This is a genomic window from Nonomuraea gerenzanensis (assembly GCF_020215645.1).
GTDB lineage: Bacteria > Actinomycetota > Actinomycetes > Streptosporangiales > Streptosporangiaceae > Nonomuraea > Nonomuraea gerenzanensis.
Genome location: NZ_CP084058.1, coordinates 1,814,736 through 1,831,673, shown reverse-complemented (window position 1 = coordinate 1,831,673; position 16,938 = coordinate 1,814,736). Strand labels below are relative to the sequence as shown.

The window sequence follows — 16,938 nt, the reverse complement described above, 5'->3', positions numbered from 1 at the left end:
GCCAGATCGTGTAACCATCCCAGGCCATCGGACATTCCCCTTCGGGATCAGCGCCCCAGGTACGTCAGGACGGCCAGCACCCGCCGGTGGTCCTCCGGCGCGGGGCCCAGCATGAGCTTGGCGAAGATCCCGGAGATGTGCTTCTCCACGGCGCCCTCGGTGACGACCAGGCGGGCGGCGATGGCGGTGTTGGAGCGGCCCTCGGCCATCAGCGCGAGCACCTCGCGCTCGCGGGGCGACAGCGAGTCCAGCGGCGCGCCGCGGCGCTGGCGGCTCAGCAACTGCACCACCACCTCGGGGTCGATGACCGTGCCGCCGCCCGCCACCTGCCGCACCGCCGCCAGGAACTCCGCCACGTCCGCCACCCGCTCCTTGAGCAGGTATCCGACGGCCCGGCCGATGAGGTCGCCGGCGTAGCGCTCCTCGACGTACTGCGACAGCACCAGGATCGGGAAGTCGGGCCGGGCCGCGCGCACCTGCAGCGCGGCCCGCAGGCCCTCGTCGGTGTGCGTGGGCGGCATCCGCACGTCCACGATCGCCAGGTCGGGTGCGTGCTCGGCGACGGCGGCCACCAGCGCGGGCCCGTCGGAGACGGCCGCGACCGTGTCGATGCCGCCGTCGGCCAGCAGCCGCGCCAGCCCCTCCCGCAGCAGTACGGAGTCCTCGGCGATGACCACGCGCATGACCCAGGCTTACCACTCGCAGGGCAGCTCCGCGCGGATGATCGTGGGCCCGCCCACGGGGCTGTGCACGACCAGCACACCGTCGATGGTGGCCGCCCGGTCGGCCAGCCCCGACAGGCCGCCGCCGGGGATGGCGACGGCGCCCCCGATGCCGTTGTCCCACACGTCCACGATCACGCCGCGCCGGTCCCTGAACACGGTGACCGACGCCTCGGTGGCACCGGCGTGCTTGGCCATGTTCGCCAGCGCCTCGGCCACGGTGAAGTAGGCGATGCTCTCCACGGCGGGCGGCGGCCGCTCGTCCAGGTCGGCCGACACGTCCACCCTGATCGGCGCCCGCGCGGCCAGCCCCGACAGGGCCGCGTCGAGACCCCGGTCGCTCAGGATGGCCGGGTGGATGCCTCTGGCCAGGTTCCGCAGCTCGGCGATGGCCGCCTTGGTGCCGGCGTGGGCCTGCGCGATGAGCTCCCTGACCGTCTCGGGGTCGCTGTCGAACTTCGACTGCGCCCGCCCGAGGTCCACCGCCACCGACAGCAGCCGCTGCTGGGCGCCGTCGTGCAGGTCGCGCTCGATCCTGCGCCGCTCGGCCTCGGCAGCGTCGATGCCGCGGGCCCTGCTGGCCCGCAGCCGCTCCTCCTCGCCGCCGCCGAGCAGCACCGTCGCCAGCGTCCCGTGCAGCCAGGCCATCCCTTTGGCCAGGTACGCGCTGAGCACCAGCAGCAGCGCGCCGAAGAAGCCGGCGCCCCAGGCCCCCGTCCAGTCCTCGACGAAGTAGCCGCTGCCGCCCGCCCCCTCCTCCAGCGGATACACGAGGGGCGCCAGCAGCAGCCCGCCCGTCGCCATCCACATGGCGAACGACACCACGCCCTCGATCGCCCCCAGCGGCAGCAGCATGAGCAGGTAGCCCAGATCCCGCCAGGTCGCCGGGTCCTTCAGCAGCCACTGCACGTGCGCGCCGAGCCCGCGCGCCGGACGCGGCCGGTACGGGTCGGCGATGTCGATCCCGAACGCCAGCCGCAGCAGCCGCCGCTCCAGCCGGGCCCTGCCGCGCCACAGCAGCACGGTGGCGATCGCGAGCGGCACCCCGACCCAGACCACCGCCAGAGCGAGGGAGACGGAGATCGTGATGGCCAGCACGAAATACCACATCAGCCCGAGCGCCCCGCTGACCAGCAGGTACGGCGCCGCGCGCCACGTCATCGGATCCACCAGCACGCCGAGCGGCCCCATCGGCCCCAACGGCACGCGGTTCTTCAACGCCACCGTCCGCATGCTGCAAGCCTGCACCGGCGGCGCCGCGGCGGGAATACGGCAGGCAACCGTCGGGGGGTGGGGCTAGCCCCACCCCCCGGGCGCAAGCGAAGGGGGCGGCAGAACCAGCCTGCCGCCCCCTCAGCCACGGACTCGCTAGTCGCGGTCGTTGCTCACCGTGGTCTTCTGGACCTGGAGGAGGAACTCCGCGTTGGACTTCGTCTCCTTCATCTTCTCCAGAAGCAGCTCCAGCGCCTGCTGCATGTCGAGCGCGTGCAGGACGCGCCGCAGCTTCCAGACGATCTGCAGCTCCTCCTTGGCCATGAGGATCTCTTCCTTACGGGTGCTGGACGCGTCGACGTCCACCGCGGGGAAGATGCGCTTGTCGGCCAGGGAGCGGTTGAGCTTGAGCTCCATGTTGCCGGTGCCCTTGAACTCCTCGAAGATGACCTCGTCCATCTTGGACCCGGTCTCGACCAGGGCCGTGGCGAGGATCGTCAGCGAGCCGCCGTTCTCGATGTTGCGGGCGGCGCCGAAGAACCGCTTCGGCGGGTAGAGCGCCGTGGAGTCGACACCACCCGACAGGATGCGCCCGGACGCCGGCGCGGCCAGGTTGTAGGCGCGGCCGAGACGGGTGATCGAGTCGAGCAGCACGACCACGTCGTGGCCCAGCTCCACCAGGCGCTTGGCGCGCTCGATGGCCAGCTCGGCGACCGTGGTGTGGTCCTCGGCGGGACGGTCGAAGGTCGAGTGGATGACCTCGCCCTTGACCGACCGCTGCATGTCGGTGACCTCTTCGGGCCGCTCGTCCACAAGCACGACCATGAGGTGGCACTCGGGGTTGTTGCGGGTGAGCGCGTTGGCGATGGACTGCAGCACCATCGTCTTGCCGGCCTTGGGCGGGGAGACGATGAGGCCGCGCTGGCCCTTGCCGATCGGCGAGACGAGGTCGATGATCCGCGTGGTGAGGATGTTCGGCTCGGTCTCGAGGCGCAGGCGCTCCTGCGGGTAGAGCGGCGTCAGCTTGTTGAAGTCGGGCCGGTTGCGGGCCTGCTCCGGGTCCATGCCGTTGACGGTGTCGAGGCGGACCAGGGCGTTGAACTTCTCGCGGCGCTCGCCCTCGCGCGGCTGCCTGACGGCGCCGGTGATGACGTCGCCCTTGCGCAGGCCGTTGCGGCGGATCTGGGCCAGCGAGACGTAGACGTCGTTGCTGCCGGGCAGGTAACCGCTGGTCCTGACGAAGGCGTAGTTGTCGAGGATGTCGAGGATGCCGGCGATCGGGATGAGCACGTCGTCGTCACCGATGACGGGCTCGCCCGTCTCGAAACGCTCGCGGCCACGGCCGCGGTTGCGCTCCCTGAAGCGGCCCCTGCGGCCGCGCCCGCCGCGCTCGTCGTCGTCGCCGTCACGCGCGCTGTCGCGGCCACCGTCGCGGCCACCGTCACGGGCGCCGTCACGGCCACCGTCGCGGGCGCCGCGCTGGTCGCCCCGGCTGCCGGAGTCGGCGGCGACGCGGTCACGCTGCTCGCCACGGCCGCCGTCGCGACCGTCACGGTCACGACCGTCACGACCGCCGTCGCGGGCGCCATCACGGGCACCGTCACGGGCGCCGTCACGGTCACGGCCGTCACGGCTGCTCTCGGCGCGGCCGCCCTCACCGCGGTCGCTGCCGCGGTCGCCGCGCTCGCGGCGCTCGCCACGGCTGCGGCGCTCGCGCCGGCTCTCGCCGCGCTCGGAGCGCGACTCGCCCTGCTGCGTCTCCACGGGCTGGGACTGCTGCTCCACGACGGGCTCCGCCGGGGCTGCCGCGACCGGCTCCGGCGCGCTGACCGCGGGCGCGGCAGCCGCCTCGGCGGCCTGCGCCACGGCGGGCTGCGCGGCGGTCTCCTCGGCGGGCTTGTCGGCGGGCTTGGTACGGGAACGTTCCCTGCGCGTACGGGTGGGCCGCTCGGCCGCGGGCGCCGCCTCCGTGCTCGGGGCGGGCGACTCGGCCACAGCCGCGGCCGTCGGTGCGCCGTCTCCGGATCCGCCACCCTGCTTCTCCTGGATGGCCGCGATGAGCTGGCTCTTCCGCATGCGCCCGGTCCCGCTGATGCCCAGCTCCGCTGCCATCTTCTGCAGCTCGGGCAGCACCTTGGCGGACAGGCCGGTGCCGGAGCGACGCGCACGCGGCTTGGCCGCGGCGCGGGTGGGGGTGTCGCCGGACGCCGGCTCAGCGCCTGACGCGTCGGAGAGGAGTTCGGTGGTGTCGCTCAACTAAAAGGTCCTTCCCAGGGGTCGGGCGCCGGATTTGTTCTTCCGGGCGTCCCGGAGGTGCTTGCGATCCGGCGGGACAGACCGGGTCGGGGTGCACTTTGCGATCTTCGGCTGTCGATGCAGACGGCCGCCACTCTTGGGGAGGGGTTCTTCCACGCCGCCGATGGCCCTTGGCGCGTGGCTGACACCCCCCAGATTGCTGTCGCCAACCAGATGTCGATGTGATTCGAACGCGCAGATCCCCGTCGTCGCCACCTCACGTTGAGCCAACCGGGTGTGGGCCAACCGGAGGCAACGGATTCCGGGGAGACAGCCGCGCTGCTTCCGCCTCGCGACGTGAAGCATGATGCAGCGATGTGTGGCTGACAAGCACGCACCCACCAAGGGGGCATCTGGTGCGGCTATCAGCCTAACATCACCAGCGCACACGGCTATTCCCTGAAGGTCTAAAGAGGCATCAGCGTGTCTCGGGGAACTGAACGTCCGCACCAACCGGGTCGACGTCCATTAGCTGGATGTGCCAGTCATTACCCACTTCTGGCGCGATCAAATCCTGCGTATCCGATGTCGAAAACGCAAGAACCGTGGGACCCGCTCCCGAAACGACCGCGGGCACGCCCACTGCACGGAGACGTTCTACCAGATCCGCGCTCGCCCTCATCGCAGGCGCGCGGTAATGCTGGTGGAGCCGATCCTCCGTGGCGGCGAGCAGCAGCTCTCGCTCGGGCCGTTGGGTCAGCGCGGCGATCAGCAACGCGGCCCGGCCGGCGTTGAAGGAGGCGTCCTTGTGGGGCACGTCCTTCGGCAGCAGCCCCCGTGCGGCCTCCGTGGACAGCCGCGTCGAAGGAATGACGGCGACGGGACGGATGCGCTGGTCGGGAGCCAGTCTCACCATATGCGGCAGCCCGTCGTGGTCGGACCATGAGACGGTCAGCCCGCCCGCCAGGCAGGGGGCGACGTTGTCGGGATGCCCTTCCATCTCCGTGGCCAGGGCGTAGACGTCGTCGTCGGAAAGTTCGCTATCAGCCAAAGCGCGCGCGGCGAGAATGCCCGCGCACACGGCCGCGGACGACGATCCCAGCCCCCGTGCGTGCGGGATCCGGTTGCGGCAGTGCAGGCGTATGCCCTCCGGCTGAGGCACGCCCATGCGGTCGAACGCCTTGCGCATGGCCTTGACGACCAGATGCCCCTCGCCGGAATCCACCTCCCCCGCACCCTCGCCCTCCACGGTGACGTGGACGCCGCGCTCCCCGGTGAGCGTGGCGCGCACGTCGTCGTGCAGGCTCAGCGCGAGCCCGAGCGCGTCGAAACCCGGCCCCAGGTTCGCCGACGTCGCGGGCACGCGAATGTCAACGGTCCTCATTCGTTCACTTATCCTCGTCACTCCCCGTCAGGCGAGGTTGAGCGCCGCCGCGGCGGCGTGGACGTCGATGGGGATGACCACCGGCGCGGGAGCCCCCGAAATGGCCCAGTCAGGGTCCTTCAGCCCGTTGCCCGTGACCGTGCACACGATCCGCTGCCCCGACTCCACCATGCCCTGCGCGTGCGCCTGCAGCAACCCCGCGACGCTGGCGGCCGACGCCAGCTCCACGAACACGCCCTCTTCCTGCGCCAGCAGCTTGTACGCGGCCGCGATCTGCCGGTCGGTCACCGCCTGGATGGTGCCGCCCGACTCGTCGCGCGCCGCGGTGGCCAGGGACCAGGAGGCGGGGTTGCCGATGCGGATGGCGGTGGCGATGGTGTGCGGGTGGGCGACCGGCGCGCCGTCGACGATGGGCGCCGCGCCGCTGGCCTGGAAGCCGAACATGCGCGGCCGCCTGGTCGAGACGCCGTCGTCCGCGTACTCCTGGTAGCCCATCCAGTACGCGGAGATGTTGCCGGCGTTGCCCACCGGGATGCAGTGGATGTCGGGCGCGTCGCCGAGCGCGTCGACGATCTCGAACGCCGCCGTCTTCTGCCCCTGCAGCCTGAACGGGTTGACGGAGTTGACCAGCGCGATCGGATAGCTGGACGACAGCTTGCGGGTCATCTCCAGGCAGTCGTCGAACGACCCCTCGACCTGCAGCAGCGTGGCCCCGTGAACGAGTGCCTGGGCCAGCTTGCCCATGGCGATCTTCCCCCGTGGCACCAGCACGGCGCAGGTCAGCCCCGCGCGCACCGCGTAGGCGGCGGCGGAGGCCGAGGTGTTGCCGGTGGAGGCGCAGATGACCGCCTTGGCTCCCTCCTCGACCGCCTTGCTGATGGCCATCGTCATCCCGCGGTCCTTGAAGCTGCCCGTCGGGTTGGCCCCCTCCACCTTCAGGTAGACGTCACACCCCGTGAGAGCCGAGACGCGGTGCGCGGGCACCAGCGGCGTACCGCCCTCGAGCAGCGTGATGACCGGCGTCTTCGCGGTGACCGGAAGACGCTCGCGGTACTCCTCGATGAGGCCACGCCACGACCTGCTCATGATGACTCCCTACCTGCGGTGTTGGGCACCGAGTGTACGGGGTGTATGCGCGTGGCGCGGAGCCGCGTCCACGGGTCGGACTCCGCCGCGGGATCCGCGTTGGACAGGAGCACTATTCAGGAAATTCTCAGCATCTCCCGATAAGGTCTCGGCAGGGGGTCACGACCATGAACGCGCGTCCTGCTCTGAGGCAGAACGACTATTCACCACTGGCGGCACCGCAGCTCGGCGCCTGGTCACCCGCCCTATCCGTGAGCGTGGTGATACCCGCGCACGGCGGGCAGGACAAGCTCGACCTGACGCTGGCGGCGCTCGCCGCGCAGACGTACCCGGCGCACCTCATGGAGGTCCTGGTCGTCGACGACGGCAGCCGGCCGCCCATCCGCCTGCCGGAGATCCGCCCGGTCGGCACCCGGCTGGTACGCGTGGAGGACGGCTGGGGCATCTCCAACGCCGTCAACACCGGCGCGAAAGCCGCCGACGGGGAGATCATCCAGCGGCTCGACTCCGACATGGTCGCCTGCCGCGAGCACATCGAGGCCCTGGCCCGATGGCACCACGTGACCGACTACCTGGTCACGATCGGCATGAAGAAGTTCGTCGAGGCGCCACCCGTCACGCCGCGCCAGGTCTTCCGGGCGGGACGTCTGGGAGAGCTGTTCGACCTCGGAAGCGCCGTGGCCAGCTCGACCGAGGCGACGATCGCCAAGACCGACGGGCTGCGCAAGAGCCGCAACCCCTACCACGTGTGCACGGGCCCGACCTTCGCCCTTCCCAGGGAGGTCTTCCACGCCGTGGGCGGTCTGGACCCGACCGTCATCCGGGGCGAGGACACCGAGTTCTCCTACCGGCTGGCCATGCACGGCGTCGTCTTCGTGCCCGACATGGACGCGCAGGCCGTGCACCTGGGGCTGCCCTCGCAGCACCGTGACAGGGAGCGCGCCGTGCGGGCCGTGGAGCCGTACCTGGCGCACCGGATCCCCCTGCGCCGTGACCTGCGCAAGGACCGGGGGCGGCGGTGGCTGGTGCCGTACGTGGAGGTGGTGCTCGACGTCACCGGCACCAGCGAGTCGGTGGTGCGGCAGGCGGTCGCGGCGGCGCTGGACGGCAAGCTGCAGGACGTCGTGGTGACGCTGGTGGGGCCGTGGTCGCGGCTGTCGTCCGGGGAGCGCTTCGGCCTGTCGGACCCGTGCTTCGAGCTGCGGCTCATGCGTGACCTGTTCGCCGACGACCAGCGCATCAGGCTCATCGACGAGGCCGCGCCCACCCCGGCGCCGATCCCGTTCCGCTACCGGGGGCCGGTGGACGTGCCGCTGCATCGGGCGACGCTGGAGCGCATGGTCGAGTCGGTGCAGAAGGACCTCACCGGCGTGCTGGTCGTGGACCTGCCCGACGGGCGCACGGCGCGGCTCGAACGGACCTCCGCGCTGGGGCGGGCCTGCCTGCTCACCTCGCCGGGCGACGACGTGGACGAGGTGATCTCGGTCACGCACGGGGTGCGGCACGAGCCGCCGGACCGGTTCTGGCCCGCGCCCGCGCAGCCCGAGCCGGTCACCATCCCGGCGCCGCCTGCGGCGTCCGCACCCGTGGCGCTGCCGGGGGATCCGGCGGAGAACTCGCTGCTGCGGCGGCTGAAGTCCGCCCTGCGCCCCAACTGACGAGGGTCTGGCGCAACTGACGGGGGTCCCGGCGGGGCGCCGTCAGCCGCGCAGCCGCTTGCGCAGGGCGCGTCGCATGGTGGTGGAGACCAGCGTGCGCAGCCCCTGCTGCGCCCGGGTGACGGCGGTGAGCTGGCGGCGCAGGGTGCCCACCTCGCGCCGCAGCTCCACGGTGGACTTGCGCCACCGCCCCGCCTCCTCCCGCCACTTGGTGACCTGCCCGCGCAGCCGCTCGACCTCCTTGGCCAGCCGGGCGGCCTCGGCCTGCGCCTCCTCGCGCGCCCGGTACGCCCCTCGGCGGCCCTGCGGGGCGGCGGGCTCGGTGGTGAAGCCGTACGTCTCGCCCTCGACCCAGGCCACGCCCGACACCTCGTCCACCACGTCGTCCAGGTCCTCGCCGGGAGCGGCGACGATGCGGGCCCGGGCGAAGGCGGACGTACGCTCCAGACGGGCCGCGACGACGCCGTCGGCGGACTCGTGCAGCAGGACGTTGACCAGCCCGAGGCCGTCGTCGCGGGCCAGGTCGAGCAGGCGGGCGAGGGTGTCCTCGGCGGGGGCCCAGCCGGCCGGCAGGTGCAGGACGAAGGGCACCGCCGGGTCCACCTCCGCCTTCTCGGCCAGGCGGACGCGGCCCTCGTGCAGGTAGTGCCCGTGGACGAGCACCGGCTCCAGGTCGGGGTCCTGGAGCGGGGCGCGGCGGTCGCGGTCGAGCGCCGACCAGGGGCCGGTGAGCAGCACCGACACGTCGGGCACGGTGCCGGCGAGCACCGCGTCCACGCTGGCGCGCACGTCGTCGTAGCCGCGCGTGCCGTCCACGACCACCGTCACGTACGGCACCTTCCACTGCCGCCCCGGGTGCCCCCTGAGCCAGCGGTAGGCCGGGATGCGGTCGGCGACGAAGGCGTGGCTGACCCGGTCGATGGGCTGCTTGTCGCGCATGCGCATCGTCGGGCCGAGATGGTAGGCGCGGGCGGCGGGCTCGGGCACGAAGACGGCGCCCGCCTGCGCCAGCCGGTAGCCCAGCTCCGTGTCCTGGCCGAGGATCAGGTCCTCGTCCATCGGCCCCGCCGCCTCGATGAGCCGGGCGCTGACCGAGGTGGCGCCGCCGACGTGCAGGCTGAAGGGGCGCTGCGGGTTGTCGGTGAGCCCGTCCGTGCGCTCCACCAGGTCGACGATCCAGGCGTGCGGCTCGGCCGGCTCGAACGCCGCCTCCAGGTCGTCCGGCAGGACGGCGGGCAGCGGCGCGCCGGTGAAGCGGAGGTAGCCGGTGACGACCAGGTAAGGGGCGGCGTGGTGCCAGCGCATGTGCGCCTCGACGGCCCCGGGGGTGAGCACCACGTCGGAGTCGAGCCAGTGGACGACGTCGCCCGTGGCCAGCGCCAGCCCGGCGTTGCGCGCGCTGGCCCGGCCGGGACGCTCGCACACCACCAGCCGGGCGGCCGTGCCGGCGGGCAGCCGCAGCGGCGGCGAGCTGCCGTTGTCGACGACGATGATCTCGGTGAGCCCGGCCGGGTAGGTCTGTCTGGCCAGCGCGGCGAGCACCAGGTCGAGCTTGTCCTGCCCGCCGTAGGCCGGGATGACGACGCTGACCGTGAGCCGCGGCGTGAAGTGTTCCTCGGGGGCGAGCACCCGGTAGTCGTTGCCGCGCACTCTGCCGCGTCCGGTCATGCGGCTTCCATCAGCAGGCTGGGGCGGAAGCCGCGCCACTGGTTGACGGCCACCTTGAGGAAGTGGGACAGCGGGAGCTGCCAGGTGTGGTCGGCGCTGAGGCCGCGGCGCAGCACGTAACCGAGCCCGTGCGTGCGATAGACGCGGGCGCCCGCCTTCTGCGCCGCTTTCAGGAATTCGAGATCGACGGCACGCGGCAATCCCGGAAATCCGCCTATTTCATGGAATTTCGTGCGAGACACCATGATCGTGCCACCGGCCACGTGATCGGCCCAGACCTCGCTCGGATAGCTCGCCCCGCTCGCGAACGTCGTGCGCCGCACCGTCGCCTTCAACGGCTCCAGGTAGAAGAACTCGGCCGTGGTGCCCACCACGTCGGCCCCGGCGTACGACGCCGCCATGAACAGGTCGGCCAGGTGGCGGGGGCCGTACCAGTCGTCGTCGTCCCACTTGGCCAGGTGGTCGCCGCTCGCGAGCGCCGCGGCCCGGTTGAGCACCTCGCCGAACGGCACCGACGCGTCGGCCTCCACCCACCGCACGGGCAGCGAGCAGGCCGCGACCGCGTCGCGTACCTGGTCGTGGCGCACCCCGTGCAGCCCCAGCAGCACCTCGGCGCGGACGTCGCGCTGGCTCTCCATCTGGGCCAGAGCCTGACCGACGAGGGCCGGTCGCCTGGTCGCCATCAGGATGCTGACCTGCGGGACGGCGACGGGGTGGGCCAGGCGGCGCAGGCGTACGCTGTGCTCCTCGCGGCGCAGGTCGGCCAGCGACCGCGCGGTGCCGTCGGCGGCGTGGCCGAGCCAGTCGCGGTCGGTGAGCAGCGCCGCCAGGTCGTCCGGCACCCACGGCGGCGCGTGCCCGGCCGTCAGCGGCACCCCGGCGGCGGCCAGTTCGAGCAAGCCGTCGAGCGGCACCCGCCTGTCCGGCCACTCGACCTCCAGGCCGCGCAGCGGGCGCAGCGCGGGCACGTCGAGCGGCTCGCCCTCCGCCGCCCAGCCGGTGTCGCCCCAGTGCAGGCGGGCCAGCCCCTTCTCCGGCGTACGCGTGAAGCCGCAGGGGGTGACGGACATGGGTGGTGTGCTCCTCGGCCGTACGGGATGTGATCGGCGCCTACCTTACGCCCGTTTTACTGGCGAGTAGACGCGCATGCCAGATTCGGCAGGAGACGTTCGGCGCAGGCCGTGAGCCTGATGATTCGCTGGGAACCTGCTGGAAGATATGGCACGGTGGTTGCCAATGTTGAATAAGGTGTCAATACTCCCCTGATGTCCGTGAAGCCTCCGATGTCCTCCCAGTCGTGAACTACGAAAGGTATGCGCGGATGCTCTCGCCCCGCCGGCTGGCGGCGACCGCCGCACCCCTCGCAGCACTGGCCCTCGGCGTGCTCGCCCTCCTCGTCCTGGCCGACCTGATCACGCTCGGCGCCGCCGCGGCCACCGTGGCGTTCCTGGTCTGCCTGGCAGCGCTCGCCCTGCTCCTGCTCACCGTGCGCCGCCTCGACGGCAAGGCGCACCGCATCGACCTGCGCGTCAAGAAGCACGAGGCGGAGCTGGCCAGGACCACCGCCGCGCTGAAGACCATCGAGACCAGGCTGGACGTGCTGGTGCAGGCCGTCGAGGACTCCGCCGCGCGGCGGGCCGACGACATCGGCGCCATCCTCGCCTCCCTCGGTGAGGACCGGGTCAACGCCATGGCGCGGGCCCGCGAGGTGGCGGAGCTGCGCGAGGAGATCAGGGGCCTGGCCAAGGACGCCGTATGACGCGGATCAGGCACAACGACTACGGCGTGCTGCGCCCGCCGGAGCCGGGCACGTGGCGGCCGTCGCTGCGGGTGTCGGTGGTCATCCCGGCCTACGACTGCCAGGAGGCGCTGGAGCGCACGGTGCCCGCGCTGGCGCGGCAGACGTACCCGGCCGAGCTGGTCGAGATCATCGTGGCCGACGACGGCAGCGAGCCGCCGCTGCGGGTGCCGGGGGCGCGGGTCGTACAGGTGCGCGACGGGTGGGGACGCGGCGCCGCCAGGCAGGCCGGGCAGCTCGCGGCCACCGGCGACGTGATCCACTGGCTGGACTCCGACATGCTCCTGGCCGACGACCACCTGGAGGCGCACCTGCGCTGGCACCACCTGATCGACTACGCGGTGGTGATCGGTGAGACGAGGTTCGTGGACGCGCCGGGCGAGGAGGGCACGCAGAGCGCGTACACGAAGAAGATCCTCGAATCGACCAGGCGGCTCAAGGACGCGGGGGCGAACCCGTACCTGCTGCACACCGGCGCCTCCACCTCCGTCCGCGCGGACCTGCTGCGCGCGGCGGGCGGCGTGGACGCCACGCTGAACATGGCCGAGGACACCGAGCTGGGCTACCGGCTGGCCCAGGCGGGCGCGGTGTTCATCCCCGACGCCGAGGCCAGGGCCTGGCACGTCGGGCCCTCCACCGTGATGTCGCGGGAGCGGGAGGTGCACCGGCACAACTGGTCCTACCTCGGTGACCTGATCCCCGATCTGCGCTGGCTGCGCAAGCATCCGCGCCGCCACTGGCTGGTGCCGTACGTGCGGGTCGCGGTGACCGCCACGACGTACGAGGAGACGCGCGCCACCGTGGACTCGGCGCTGGCCGGCACGCTCACCGACGCGGCGGTCACCCTCGTCGGGCCCTGGAGCAAGCTGACCGGCGAGCGGCGCTCGAACCTCGACGACCCCCTGCTGGAGCTGCGCCTCCTGCACAACCTCTACGCGCACGAGCCGCGGGTCGAGTTCGCGCAGAGCGTACCGGAGTCGGCCGCGCCCGCCCCGTTCCTGGTCACGCTGCCCGCCGGGTGGGTGCTGGGCGCCGACACGCTCGCCGGGCTCGTCCGGCACGCCGACCGCGACCTGCTCGGGCTGATCTGCGTGGCGCTCGCCGAGTGCCCGGACGGGGTCGTGGCCGCGCGCCTGGAGCGCACCGCCGCCTTCGCCCGCGCCGCGCTGTTCACCGGCGCCGCCGACGACCTGGTGGACGAGATGTTCGGGTCGCAGTGGGTCAGCGGCTCCGAGTACGGCTTCGCCCCCGCCGACGAGGCGGAGCCCCTGACCGGGGAGCCCGCCAAGTGGCGGGCGCTGGCCGGGCAGCGGCTGGCCGAGATCAAGGAGCTGAAGGCCACGGTCGAACGGCTGTCCGCCGAGGTCGAGCGGCTCAGCGAGCCACCCGCCGAGCAGGAGCCGCGCGGGCCGCTGAACTCGCTCATGCGCCACCTCCGGAGCGCCGGATGATCGAGCGGCTGCTGGCGGAGCTGCGCGAGGCGCGGGTGTTCTTCGCCGGGATGGACGACGTGCCCCACCTGCACGCCAGGGACGGCGCGGTGGACCTCGACCGCGACCTGCTGGAGCCGCACACCGAGCCGGAGCGCTGCCGCGACGTGCTCGTGCTCGCCATGACCCCCGCCGACCTGCGCAGGATCGCCACCCTGCACAAGCTGCTGCCGCACGCCGAGCGGGTGGTCGTCGCCGTGCTCGACACGCCCGCCTCGCACCCGGCGCCCGTCCCCACGCCCACCCCGGCGCACCGGTGGCGGGCGCTCACCGACCTGCGGGTCCACCAGCCGAAGAACCGGGTCTGGGTGGTGGACGCCCGGTTCTCCGCCGCCACGCCCGCCGGCCGTACGGTGACGGCCACGGCCCGCGCGTTCGCCGGGCACCGCCTCGACGTGATCGCGGCACCGGCGGCGGCGATCGCCGGCGTCGGCGCGGCCGACTGGCGGCCGGGCGACCCGAACGCGACGCCCGCCGAGGTCGGCGGGCCCGTGCCCGAGCGGGTGGGCGCGCCGGGCGGTGACGTGGTGCTGCGCACGCTGACGGCGGACGCGCTGGATCCGGCGCCCGGCCAGGACGCGCCCTCGGCCGCCGGCGCGTCCCTCACGGCCTCCGAGCCCGGACGGGCACCCAAGCCCTCCGAGGCCGGATGGGCTCTCACCGCGCCCGAGACCGCGTGGGCGGGGGCCGGGACGCCGATCGAGCGGCCCGCTCTGGAGGCCGTGAGCTGGGAACAGCTCGGCCGCCCCGGCATGGCCGCCTCGCCGCTGGCCGACCCCGACGTGCTGGCCGAGCCGTCCATGATCCCGCCCGTGGACGAGCGCCTGGTCAACCCCCAGGGCTTCGTCACCACCCCGTCCCGTGGCCTGGCGTCCCTGGCCGAGCGTGACGGGCGCTGGTCGGTGGTGCTGGACGGGAAGGTCGTGACGTCGTTCGCCGAGTCGGGCGGCGTGACCGACGCAGACGTGGCCAGGCTGCGCCAGATCAGGGGCGTGGAGGTGGACTGGCGGCACGCGCACAGCGGCCCGCTGGCGGCCGTGCGGGTGCTCGCCGGGCTGAGCGCCGCCGGGGTGCCGCTGGTGTCCGGCCCGGTGCCGCGCTGGGCGGGCGCGCTCGGCGGCGAGCTCGTCGAGCTGCTCACCCGTACCCCTGACCTCGCCGACGACCTGCGGCGGGAGGAGCACAGCATCCTGCTGCGCCGCGCCGCGCTGCGCACCCACGGGGTGGCCGCGCGGTGGGAGCAGCTCGGCGCGCCCGCGCCCGCTCCCCCGCTCACGTCCGTGCTGCTGGCCACCCGCCGCACCGACATGGTGTCCTTCGCGCTCGGCCAGATCGCCCGCCAGCGCGGCGCGGAGCTGGAGGTCATCCTCGCCCTGCACGGCGTGCCGAAGGGCCATCCGGACGTGGCGGCGGCGATCGCCGCGTTCGAGGGGCCGCTGACCGTGTACGAGGCCGACCGCCGGGCCGTCTTCGGCGAGGTGCTGAACCTGGCCGCCGCCAGGGCCGCCGGCTCGTTCCTGCTGAAGATGGACGACGACGACTGGTACGGGCCCGACTTCCTGGCCGACCTGCTGCTGGCGCACTCGTACTCGGGGGCGCAGGTGGTCGGCACGGTGCCGGAGTTCGTCTACCTGTCGTCCATCGACGTGACCGTGCACCGCCATCAGATCACCGAGCAGATCACCAGCTTCGTGGCGGGCGGGACCATCCTGGTGGAGCGGTCGGCGTTCCAGGCGGTGGGCGGGTTCAGGCCGCTGCCGCGCTCGGTGGACACGCAGTTCCAGGAGGCGCTGCAGGCCGCGGGCGGGCAGATCTACCGTACGCACGGGCTCGGCTACATCCTGCGCAGGGGCCCCGCGGCCAACCACACCTGGCAGGAGCCGATCGGCACGTTCCTGCAGCGCAACCGGCGGCAGTGGCGCGGCTTCCGCCCGAACGCGCTGATGGCGCTCGACGGGAGCCCGCTCCCGTGATCCCGCGCATCCCCCACAACGACTTCGGCGTGCTGACCCCGCCGACGCTGGGCGACTGGGAGCCTGCCCTCACCGTCACCGTCGTCATCCCGGCGCACGACCGCCAGGAGACGCTGGACCTCACGCTCGCGGCCCTGTCGGCGCAGAGCTATCCCGGGCACCTCATGGACGTGGTCGTGGTGGACGACGGCAGCGCCACGCCGCTGAGCCTGCCGGAGATCGTCCCGGCCAGGACGAAGCTCGTCTCCAGCCCGCCGGGCGGCTGGGGACGCGCCTGGGCTGTGCAGGCGGGGATCGACGTGGCGACGGGCGAGGTCGTGTTCGTGCTGGACGCCGACATGGTGCCGCACCGCCGGCACGTCGAGGCCCAGCTCCGCTGGCACCACCTGGCCCCGTACGTGGTGGCGCTGGGCTGGATCGACTTCACCGGGCCCGGCCCGCTCCCCTCGCCCGAGGAGGTCGTGGGCGCACTGGCGGCGGGCTCTGAGGAGCGGCTCTTCCCGTTGGCGGCGCACCGCCATGACTGGGCCGAGCAGATCATCGGTGACCACGACGGCCTGCGTGCCGCGCCCTCCTCCCTGGCCACCAGGATCCATGTGGGGGCCACCGTGTCGTACCCGGCGGCGCTGCTGCGGTCGGTGGGCGGGATGGACACCTCGCTGGTGCTGGCCGAGGACACCGAGCTGGGGTATCGGCTCACGCAGGGGGGCGCGGTGTTCGTGCCCGACCCCGAGTCCAGGGCGTGGCATGTCGGGCTGCCGACGGCGATGCGTGATCATCGGGCGTTGAAGCGGTACAACGATCCGTACGTGGCCGATCGGGTGCCGTACCGGCGCTACCTGCGGATGGACGCGGGGCGGCAGTGGCTGGTGCCGTACGTGGAGGCGACGGTGCCGGCGACCTCCTGCGAGGACGCGACGGTGCCGGCGAGCTCCTACGAGGACGTGCGCGCCACGGTGGACTCCCTGCTGGCCGGCTCGCTCCCCGACGTCCGGGTCACCGTCACCGGCCCCTGGGAGCTGCTCACCCCCGACCGGCGCGCCCCGCTCGCGGACCCCCACCTGGACCTGCGCCTCATTCACGCCTCCTTCGACCACGACCCCCGCGTCCACCTCGCCCCGCCCGCCCACGACCCGCACGCCGGTCCCGGCAGGGCCCCGTTCCGCCTGTCGGTCCCGCCCGGGTGGGTGGTGGCCGAGGACACCGTGGAACGCCTGGTGGCGCACCTGGAGGAGCACGACTCCGGCTCGCTCTGCGTCGCCCTGGAGGAGACCGCGCAGGGCGTCACGATCGCCCGCCTGGACCGCACGGCCGCCCTGGCGCGCGCCGATCTGGTGCGCGCGCCGGGCGATCGCCTCGACGACCTCGTGGACGAGCTGTTCGGGCTGGAGTGGGTGGACGGGGAGACCTGGGGCTTCAGGCGCCGGCCCGCCGTCTACCCGCCGCGCCGGCGCCCGCCGTCCGAGGTGGCCGTCCTCAAGGCCGAGCACGAGAAGGAGGTCGCCCGCTACCGCAAGCGCGTGGCGGCGCTGCGGGCCGAGCTCGCCCAGGCGCGCAGGGAGGCGGGCAAGCACGGGCGGGACGCGGCACGGTGGCGTGAGAAGGCCGAGGCGTGGCGGCGGGAGGCGGTGCGGCTCGCCGGGGAGCGCAACAGGACCGTCATCAGACGCGCGGTCCGCCGCGTCCGCGACCTGGCGTTCCCTGGCGACTGA

At 73.1% G+C, this 16,938-nt stretch carries 12 protein-coding genes; 5 read left to right on the top strand and 7 right to left on the bottom strand.

Features of this window, described 5'->3' with window-relative positions; genetic code table 11:
• Positions 1-47 precede the first annotated feature (47 nt).
• From LCN96_RS08900 to thrC, 5 genes are all read right to left on the bottom strand, one after another.
• Positions 48-683: a response regulator gene (locus tag LCN96_RS08900; RefSeq protein ID WP_225272109.1), complete on the bottom strand. Its 636-nt coding sequence runs from the start codon at positions 681-683 to the stop codon at positions 48-50.
• Positions 684-692: 9 nt separating this feature from the next.
• Positions 693-1,946: a sensor histidine kinase gene (locus LCN96_RS08895; protein WP_225272108.1), complete on the bottom strand. Its 1,254-nt coding sequence runs from the start codon at positions 1,944-1,946 to the stop codon at positions 693-695.
• 144 nt (positions 1,947-2,090) lie between these two features.
• Entirely contained in the window at positions 2,091-4,190 is a 2,100-nt protein-coding gene (gene rho, locus LCN96_RS08890) for a transcription termination factor Rho (RefSeq protein WP_225272107.1), read from the bottom strand.
• A gap of 457 nt (positions 4,191-4,647) precedes the next feature.
• Positions 4,648-5,553: a homoserine kinase gene (thrB, locus tag LCN96_RS08885; RefSeq protein ID WP_225272106.1), complete on the bottom strand. Its 906-nt coding sequence runs from the start codon at positions 5,551-5,553 to the stop codon at positions 4,648-4,650.
• A gap of 27 nt (positions 5,554-5,580) precedes the next feature.
• Positions 5,581-6,639, bottom strand: coding sequence for a threonine synthase (gene thrC / locus LCN96_RS08880; protein ID WP_225272105.1), 1,059 nt, complete (start codon positions 6,637-6,639; stop codon positions 5,581-5,583).
• Between the two features lie 251 nt (positions 6,640-6,890).
• Between thrC and LCN96_RS08875 the strand changes: the two genes are divergently transcribed.
• Positions 6,891-8,297: a glycosyltransferase gene (locus tag LCN96_RS08875; protein ID WP_263657459.1), complete on the top strand. Its 1,407-nt coding sequence runs from the start codon at positions 6,891-6,893 to the stop codon at positions 8,295-8,297.
• A 42-nt stretch (positions 8,298-8,339) separates the two neighbouring features.
• Here the strand turns inward: LCN96_RS08875 and LCN96_RS08870 are convergent, their stop codons facing one another.
• Positions 8,340-9,965, bottom strand: coding sequence for a glycosyltransferase family 2 protein (locus tag LCN96_RS08870; RefSeq protein ID WP_225272103.1), 1,626 nt, complete (start codon positions 9,963-9,965; stop codon positions 8,340-8,342).
• Positions 9,962-11,035 (bottom strand): glycosyltransferase family 2 protein, encoded by a 1,074-nt coding sequence (locus LCN96_RS08865; RefSeq protein ID WP_225272102.1) that lies wholly within the window; start codon positions 11,033-11,035, stop codon positions 9,962-9,964. The genes LCN96_RS08870 and LCN96_RS08865 overlap by 4 nt, the downstream gene beginning before the upstream one ends.
• A gap of 251 nt (positions 11,036-11,286) precedes the next feature.
• On the opposite strand from LCN96_RS08865, the gene LCN96_RS08860 reads away from it, so the two are divergent.
• Genes LCN96_RS08860 through LCN96_RS08845 form a run of 4 tightly spaced genes read left to right on the top strand, consistent with a single transcriptional unit; the run spans position 11,287 to position 16,938 of the window.
• A complete protein-coding gene (locus LCN96_RS08860; protein ID WP_225272101.1) occupies positions 11,287-11,724 on the top strand; it encodes a hypothetical protein in 438 nt (145 codons plus the stop codon).
• The gene (locus tag LCN96_RS08855; protein ID WP_225272100.1) at positions 11,721-13,214 is read left to right on the top strand and encodes a glycosyltransferase; all 1,494 of its coding nucleotides are present in this window, start codon (positions 11,721-11,723) and stop codon (positions 13,212-13,214) included. Before LCN96_RS08860 ends, LCN96_RS08855 begins: the two co-directional genes overlap by 4 nt.
• Positions 13,211-15,226, top strand: a complete 2,016-nt coding sequence (locus LCN96_RS08850) for a glycosyltransferase (protein ID WP_225272099.1) — start codon at positions 13,211-13,213, stop codon at positions 15,224-15,226. The genes LCN96_RS08855 and LCN96_RS08850 overlap by 4 nt, the downstream gene beginning before the upstream one ends.
• Positions 15,223-16,938: a glycosyltransferase gene (locus tag LCN96_RS08845; protein ID WP_225272098.1), complete on the top strand. Its 1,716-nt coding sequence runs from the start codon at positions 15,223-15,225 to the stop codon at positions 16,936-16,938. Before LCN96_RS08850 ends, LCN96_RS08845 begins: the two co-directional genes overlap by 4 nt.